The following is a 7,928-nucleotide window of genomic DNA, read 5'->3' on the forward strand; positions in this document are numbered from 1 at the left end:
AGACGCCGCCTGATTTAGTGCACCGCAACAGCGTTAATGACGGAAAGGCCGGCGAGATTTGCCGGCCTTTTTCGTATCTTATCGCCTCTGCATAAAAAATTTTGCTGCGTTGCAAAATTGCACCACCATTAAACAGGTTCACAAGTTTCCGTAAAATGCAATAAAAGCAATGTGTTAGTCGAAATCCTTGGGGTTCCTCCGGCGTATCGCTGGATATGGACAGGCCGCTGTCTCTGAACTGCTGTTATATTGTAGTAAAACTGTAATCAGAGCATCACAGGGCCGTCGCCATCGGCCGCCACAGGCGGTGCCAGCTCCACAGAGCAGAACAAAGCGGGCGCGACGCTCCAAACTTCAAAAGGGACAAAATTCAAATGAAACAGCTTCTTATGTGTAGCGCCGCGCTCATTGTCGTGGCTGCTCCTTCCGCTGCATTTGCGCAGTCGACTGGCTCGATCGACTTTGAAAATGAGATTGTGGTGACGGGCGCCACCGTCGACAAGGGCGTTGCCGGCGTCCTGCTGCCCGATACCAGCAAGGCCAAGGCGGTATTGGGCGCTGAGTTCATTCAGGCGCAGACGCCGGGCCAGAGCATCAACGAAGTTATCAACCAGCTGCCGGGCGTCAGCTTCCAGAATAACGATCCCTTCGGCTCGGCCGGTGGTACGCTGACCATCCGCGGGTTTGACGACAGCCGTATTTCCCAGACTTTCGACGGCCTGCCGCTGAACGACACCGGTGGCTATGCGCTTTATTCGAACCAGCAACTCGATCCGGAAATCATCGAGCAGGTGAACGTCAACCTCGGGACCACCGACGTCGACAGCCCCACTGCAGCTGCGACCGGCTCGACCGTCAACTATCGTTCGATCACGCCGAGCGAGGAGTTTGGCGCTAAGATGGTCGCTTCGGTTGGTGATTTCAGCTTCTTCCGCCTGTTCGGCATGGTGCAGACCGGCAATTTTACTCCTTGGGGCACGCGGGCTTTCTTCTCGGCCAGCCGGGCGACCAACGACGCCATCTATGGTGGCATCGGCGAGATCGACAAGCAGCAGTATAATGCCAAAATCTATCAGCCGATCGGCAGCAACGGCGACTTCATCTCGATCGCCGGTCACTATAATGAGAACCGCAACAATTTCTTCGGCTCGGTTCCGCTGCGCGTCGATGGCGGCCGCGTCGTCGGCAGCTCCAGCGCCAATCGTTTCCCGACCAGCAAGGATGAGCGCTTCTACGAGACTGCTCGCTGCACCATTCCGGCGCCTGTAGCGGGCGTCGCCGATGTCGCCAGCGCGTGCGGCTCCGACTATGAATATCGCTACAATCCTTCCGACACGGGCAATATCCGCATCAATTCGCGCTTCACGCTGGCGGACGGGCTGATCCTGACGGTCGATCCGAGCTATCAATATACCAAGGCCAATGGCGGCGGCACCAGCATTGCGTCGGAAGGCCGCACCCCGGCCAGTTCGGGTCTTGCCGGTCAGGTCGGCTTCATTCAGGGTTCGTCGAGCGCGACGCAATATTATTTCGGGCGCGACCTCAATGGCGACGGCGATACGCTGGACACCATCCGCCTCCTGACGCCCAGCCAGACGCAGACGCACCGTTATGGCCTGATCGCCTCGCTGCGCTACGACATCAATGATGACAATACGATCCGCGTCGCCTACAGCTATGATCGCGGCCGTCACCGCCAGACCGGCGAAGCGGCGTATCTGCGCACCGACGGATTTGGCTCCGAATATTTTGCGATCGATGATCCGATCGCGGATGTGAACGGCAATCTGGTCGAGAAGCGCAATCGTCTGTCCTACGCGATCCTGCATCAGGTTTCGGGCGAATATCGCGGCGAATTTGATGCGCTGACCGTGAACCTTGGCCTGCGCGCGCCTTTCTTTAAGCGCGACCTCAACAATTACTGCTTCACCGCCACGGCGGGCGGCAATCTGCGTTGCTTTGGCGACGATGCAGCGTCAACCGCCTACGCTGCGGCCAATCCGACCATTCAGGGGCCGCAGCGCCGCGTCTTCAAATATGACAAGCTGCTGCCCAACGCAGGGGTGGTCTTCGATCTGAGCGGCGCCACCAGCCTCTTCGCCAACTATTCGAAGGGCTTGCAGGTGCCGGGCACGGACAATCTGTATAACAGCTTCTTCTACGCGCCGGATACCGAAGGGGCGAACCCGCAGCCGGAAACGACCGACAATTTCGATCTGGGCGTCCGCTATCGCACCAGCAAATTGCAGGCGCAGCTGTCGGGCTGGTACACCATTTATCACAACCGTCTGGCGCAGGCCTATGATCGTGACCTGAATGTCACCATCTACCGCAATCTGGGCCGTGTCGACAAATATGGCGTGGATGGCAGCGTAACCTATCAGCCGATCCCCGAATTGATGTTCTACGCTTTCGGCTCCTACCTCAAATCAGAGATCAAGGACGACGTTCAGCTGGATGCCACCACTGTCGGTCAGACGGCGGGCAAGCGGGAATCGGGCGCGCCGGTCTACACTCTGGGTGGCCGCGTGCAGGGCGATATCGAGGGCTTCCGTCTGGGCATACAGGCCAAGCGTACCGGCCCGCGTTACGTGAACGATCAGAATCTGCCCGTCTATCAGACCATCAACGGCGCGCTGACCCAGGTTTATGGCGCAAAGGCTCCGGCCTATACTGTGGTCGATCTGGACGCGCGTTATTCGCTGGAGAAGTTTGGCGCGCCGGGCGTTGCCGTGCAGCTCAACGTGACCAACCTGTTCGACAAATTCTATGTCGGTGGTTTCGACGGCACGCTGTCGACCACCAGTATCACCTTTGCCCAGATCGGCGCACCGCGCACCTTCATCGGGTCGGTGGTCGTCGGTTTCTAAAGCGCTTCTGTCGACAAAAAGGAGGGGGCGCGGACCAGTTCCGCGCCCCTTCTTATTTCAGGCAGCTGTCCAGCCCATCGCGCTGGACGATACCAATTCGAGCGGCGATGCTGTTGCCGTAGCGGCGGGTGAAGCCGTGGGGATCGATCGCCTCGCGTTTCTTGGGGAGCGGCAGGACGGCGGCGAGGCGGGCGGCCTCGGCGCGGCTCAGACGTTGGGCGCCGTGATGGAAATAACGGATCGCACCCGCCTGCGCGCCATAGGTGCCGATGCCTGTCTCCGCGACGTTGAGATACACCTCCATAATCCGGCGCTTGCCCCAGATCGCTTCGATCAGCAGGGTGAACCAGGCCTCCAGCCCCTTGCGCAGGAAACCGCCGCCTTGGAACAGAAACACATTCTTTGCGGTCTGTTGACTGATCGTGGAGCCGCCGCGGATGCGCCCGCCGCTGGCATTGTGACGCATGGCCTGGGCGATGGCGACGGCATCGAAGCCGTGATGGCTGCAAAAGCGGCTGTCCTCGGCCGCGATGGCGGCGCGGGCCATGTCCGGGTCCATCTCGTCGAGGCTCATCCAGTCCTTGGTGATGCCATTGGGATCGAACAGCATCGTCCAGGTGACCGGCGGCGGGACGAAGCGGTAGATCACTGTCATCAGCAGTGAAAGAGCGACGAAGGCTCCAGCAATCTTCAGCAGAAGGCGGATCCAGCGCGAACGGCGGCGAGGGGAAGAGGACTTGGCGTTCATGACGCTTTGGTAGCGTGATCTCCGGCCGGTTCAAGTATGGGAGCGTTTGGTCACTTTCGCTCATTTTAGCGATCTGATGGGCGGTCGAACGGCCTGAGTCGGAAATTCAGGAGAGGCGCGAAACGGCTTCAGATCCCATGCCGGGTTAACGGCTATTGGCAGATGGTAAAGACACCCATCTCGATCGTTGGCTGGGTGACAGGATCAAAAAAGGCCCCGGAAATAATCCGGGGCCTTTTGCCGTCATCTCAAGTCCGTCAGGCTGTAGCCAGGCGGGCGATCTTGCCCAGCTTGTCGCCTGCGATGCGCATCATCGCCTTTTGCAGCTTCTCGAAGGCGCGAACCTCGATCTGGCGAACGCGTTCCCGGCTCACACCATAGACCTGAGACAGTTCCTCGAGAGTCTTGGGTTCTTCCGCCAAACGACGCTCGGCCAGAATGTGCTTTTCCCGATCGTTCAGGTCGTCCATCGCTTCAACCAGCATATCGTGGCGCAATTCGCTTTCCTGTTGGTCGGCGACGCGTTCGTCCTGAAGCGGATCGGTGTCCGCCAGCCAATCCTGCCACTGACCCTCGCCGTCCTCACGCATCGGGACGTTGAGCGAGGTATCGCCCCCCATTGCCATGCGTCGGTTCATGGAGACGACATCATCCTCCGTAACGCCCAGATCCTTTGCGATCTTGGCCACGTCGTCAGGATGCAGGTCGCCATCCTCGAAGGCTTCGATATTGTTCTTCATCCGCCGCAGGTTGAAAAACAGCTTCTTCTGCGCAGCGGTGGTGCCCATTTTCACGAGGGACCAGGAGCGCAGGATGAATTCCTGGATCGAGGCGCGGATCCACCACATGGCGTAAGTCGCCAGGCGGAAGCCGCGATCCGGCTCGAATTTCTTTACGCCCTGCATCAGGCCGATATTGCCTTCGGAAATCAGCTCGCTGACGGGCAGGCCATAACCGCGATAACCCATGGCGATCTTCGCCACGAGACGCAGGTGCGACGTCACCAGCTGGGCTGCGGCCTCGGAATCTGCATGTTCGGCATAACGCTTCGCGAGCATATATTCCTGCTCGGGAGTCAGAATCGGAAACTTACGGATTTCCGACAGATAGCGGTTGAGGCTGGCTTCACCGCCCAGCGCAGGAACCGCGGGGACATTGGTCTTTCCGGCCATGTCGTCACCTTTCCCTTTCATGCGCGGCGGAACCCAGAAGAGGCGTTCAAAGCGCCGTCGCAAACTTATCCAAATCTATACGTGAAGCTCGCTTAACAGTTCCTGCATGTCGGCAGGGAGCTGGCTGTCGAAGCTGAGTGCCTCACCCGTTACAGGATGTATGAACCCCAGCCTTTTCGCGTGCAATGCCTGCCTTTTGAAACTCAGCGTTTCCAGTATCGATTTGAAACCTTTTCTCTCTCTACCGTAAATCGGGTCGCCGATCAAGGGGTGCCCCAGATGCGCCATGTGCACGCGAACCTGATGCGTGCGCCCGGTTTCCAGTCTGCATTCCACCAAAGCCGCGCCGCGCAGCTTCTGCACCGTTCGGTAATGGGTTAAGGCATATTTGCCGCGTCCTTCCCGATGAACGGCCATTTTCTTTCGATCGGCGTCGGATCGGCCGATCCATGTTTCGACAATGCCGGCGCCAGGCTGGGGAACGCCATAGACGATCGCGGCATAGAGCCGATCGATGCTATGATCCTTGAACTGCTGAGCCAGCCCCTCATGGGCACGGTCTGATTTGGCAACGACCAAGAGGCCGGAAGTATCCTTGTCTATGCGATGAACGATCCCCGGTCGCGCCACGCCGCCGATGCCGGACAGGGCGCCCTGACAATGATGGAGCAGTGCATTGACCAACGTGCCGTCCAGATTGCCTGCCGCTGGATGGACGACAAGGCCTGCGGGCTTGTCGATAACGATCAGGTCGGCATCTTCATGGACGATCACCAGCGGAATGTCCTGCGCCACCGCCTCCGCCGCGACCGGGGGCGGTAGGGTTACCGCAAAAGCCTGCCCCGCCACGACCTTCATGGAAGGGTTGAGCGATCGGCCGGCAGTCGTAACCTGACCATCGACGATCAGGCTTTTCAGCCGTTCGCGTGACAGTTCAGGCAGCAGGTCAGCCAGCGCCTTGTCCAGCCGCATGCCATCCTGCGCTTCACCAATCACTGCTTCTAAGATGGAAACCCCCGCATTCATTCCGTAGGAAAGTAGGAATGAAGGTCCAAATTTCAAGGGTTCTTTTGGAACAAATCATGTCCAAGGCCGCGGCAGACCCCAACGAGGTTTGCGGGCTGCTGATGGGCGATGCCGGGCGGATCGCGGGGATTCGGTCTGCTGCAAACGTCGCGTCTGATCCGGCCCGGCATTTCGAGCTGGACCCGGCGGTGCTGATCGCGGCGCATCGCGCGGCGCGGGCAGGGGGAGAGCGGATCGTTGGCCACTACCATTCCCATCCCAGCGGCGTGCCGGTGCCTTCCGCGACGGATGCGGCCAGCGCCGCAGCCGATGGCAGTCTCTGGCTGATAGCTGGGGGCGGCGTGGCCCGGCTGTGGATCGCGACGGCGGGGGAGGCCGGAAAGGTCCGATTCGAGGAAGCTTTGCTCGACATCATGTGAGCGAAAGGCGGTAAGCCGGGGTTGCATCATGCGGCGGGGCAGCGCATTAGCCTGTTATTCCTTCCTGTTCATTTTCCGGCGGCAGCGAACCTTCATGACCAATCCGACAGATCGCATCGATACCGGCAGCATCGATTTTGCCAGCCTGCTGTGCTCGCGTCTGTGCCATGATCTTTTGAGTCCGGTGGGTGCGCTCAACAACGGGCTTGAGCTGATGGCGGACGAGACGGACCCGGAAATGCGGCAGCGCTGTCTGGATCTGCTGGCCGACAGCGCCAGGACCTCCGCCAACAAGCTCAAATTCTTCCGTCTGGCGTTCGGCTCGGCTGGCGGCTTTGGCGACGCGGTGCCCACGCATGAGGCGCGCGTAGCGATCGAAGGGATGTTCGCTGCCACGGGCCGGGTGAAAATCGGCTGGATGGTCGAGGAGGATATGCTCGACAAGCTGCCGGTGAAGGTGCTGCTCAATCTGGCGCTGATCGCCGGGGATGCGCTGGTGCGCGGCGGGCAGCTCGACATCGGGGCGGAACGGCGGCCGGGCGTGACCGAGATTGTGGTGCGGGCGGAAGGGCCGAAGCTGGTGCTGGACCCGGATTTGCGGGCGGCGCTGGCGGGCACCTTGCCACCGGAAGGTCTGGCTTCGCGGACGTCTGCTGCCTGGATGGTGCGGACGCTGGTGACGAGCGCCGGGGGCGAGATTGCGCTTTCGCCTGCCGGTGAGCTGGTCCTGCTGTTCGGCGCGTCTATTCCGGACGGTCGCTAAGCGACGCAACGCACATCGAAGTCAAGTTGACAGGTACCGGGCATTTTCTAGCCCTTATGCAGCCGCCGGTCGATGACGGATTTCGCATGCGGTTGGTAAGACAGTAGAATGTCGTGCCTGGCTTTCATAGTCGCGACTCTTTGACCTGAGAGCGGTAACTTATTTTAACTCAGCGACCACCGGCGCTTTTTCCAAACCTCCGCGTAATTTTCGTCACCTGAAAATTCCTAACAAGCGGTTTTGAGAAGATGCTCTCCCGCTCATTTAATCAGCCTCATCCAAGAAAAAAAGAGGCCCGGCTGCTTGCGCAACCGGGCCTCTTTTCCATGCAGTCCTGAAAATCAGGCGCTGTAGTACATGTCGAATTCGACCGGCGAGGGAGCCATTTCCCAACGGTAAACTTCGGGCCACTTCAGCTCGATATAGGCATCGATCTGGTCCTTGGTGAAGACGTCGCCCTTCAGCAGGAATTCGTAATCGGCTTCCAGGCTGTTCAGCGCTTCGCGCAGCGAACCGCAAACGGTCGGCACCTGGCTCAGCTCTTCCGGCGGCAGGTCATAGAGATTCTTGTCCATCGCGGCGCCCGGATGGATCTTGTTCTCGATGCCGTCGAGGCCGGCCATCAGCAGCGCGGCGTAGCAGAGATAGGGGTTGGCCATCGCGTCGGGGAAGCGGAACTCGACGCGCTTCGCCTTGGCACCCGCACCGTAAGGAATACGGCAGGAAGCCGAACGGTTGCGAGCCGAATAGGCCAGCAGAACCGGGGCTTCGAAGCCCGGCACCAGACGCTTGTAGCTGTTGGTGGTCGGGTTGGTGAAGGCGTTCAGGGCCTTGGCGTGCTTGATGACGCCGCCGATGAAGTAGAGGCAGGTTTCCGACAGGCCGGCATAGCCTTCGCCCGCGAAGAGCGGCTTGCCGCCTTCCCAGATC

At 59.9% G+C, this 7,928-nt stretch carries 6 protein-coding genes and 1 pseudogene; 3 read left to right on the forward strand and 4 right to left on the reverse strand.

Features of this window, described 5'->3' with window-relative positions; translation table 11 throughout:
• The first annotated feature begins 374 nt into the window (after positions 1 to 374).
• Positions 375 to 2,870: a TonB-dependent receptor gene (locus ACFC3J_RS02855; RefSeq protein ID WP_375194704.1), complete on the forward strand. Its 2,496-nt coding sequence runs from the start codon at positions 375 to 377 to the stop codon at positions 2,868 to 2,870.
• A gap of 52 nt (positions 2,871 to 2,922) precedes the next feature.
• On the opposite strand, the gene mtgA is transcribed toward ACFC3J_RS02855, so the two are convergent.
• The 3 genes from mtgA to ACFC3J_RS02870 all read right to left on the reverse strand — a co-directional run bounded on the left by mtgA (position 2,923) and on the right by ACFC3J_RS02870 (position 5,816).
• Positions 2,923 to 3,618 carry a monofunctional biosynthetic peptidoglycan transglycosylase gene (mtgA, locus tag ACFC3J_RS02860; protein ID WP_375194705.1) on the reverse strand — a complete coding sequence of 232 codons (696 nt, stop codon included), beginning with the start codon at positions 3,616 to 3,618 and terminating at the stop codon, positions 2,923 to 2,925.
• 257 nt (positions 3,619 to 3,875) lie between these two features.
• On the reverse strand, positions 3,876 to 4,790 hold the full coding sequence (gene rpoH, locus ACFC3J_RS02865; RefSeq protein ID WP_242122924.1) for an RNA polymerase sigma factor RpoH: 915 nt from the start codon (positions 4,788 to 4,790) through the stop codon (positions 3,876 to 3,878).
• Positions 4,791 to 4,865: 75 nt separating this feature from the next.
• Positions 4,866 to 5,816 (reverse strand): RluA family pseudouridine synthase, encoded by a 951-nt coding sequence (locus ACFC3J_RS02870; RefSeq protein WP_375194706.1) that lies wholly within the window; start codon positions 5,814 to 5,816, stop codon positions 4,866 to 4,868.
• Positions 5,817 to 5,833: 17 nt separating this feature from the next.
• Here ACFC3J_RS02870 and ACFC3J_RS02875 point away from each other — a divergent pair, with 17 nt between their 5' ends.
• Both ACFC3J_RS02875 and ACFC3J_RS02880 read left to right on the forward strand, forming a co-directional pair.
• Entirely contained in the window at positions 5,834 to 6,235 is a 402-nt protein-coding gene (locus tag ACFC3J_RS02875; RefSeq protein ID WP_375194707.1) for a Mov34/MPN/PAD-1 family protein, read from the forward strand.
• Positions 6,236 to 6,329: 94 nt separating this feature from the next.
• Entirely contained in the window at positions 6,330 to 6,998 is a 669-nt protein-coding gene (locus tag ACFC3J_RS02880; RefSeq protein WP_375194708.1) for a histidine phosphotransferase family protein, read from the forward strand.
• Between the two features lie 341 nt (positions 6,999 to 7,339).
• Here the strand turns inward: ACFC3J_RS02880 and glnA are convergent.
• Positions 7,340 to 7,928 (reverse strand): annotated as a pseudogene (glnA, locus tag ACFC3J_RS02885) (glutamine synthetase); the annotation flags it as partial.

The sequence above is a fragment of the Sphingobium sp. genome (genome assembly GCF_041987595.1).
Lineage (GTDB): Bacteria > Pseudomonadota > Alphaproteobacteria > Sphingomonadales > Sphingomonadaceae > Sphingobium.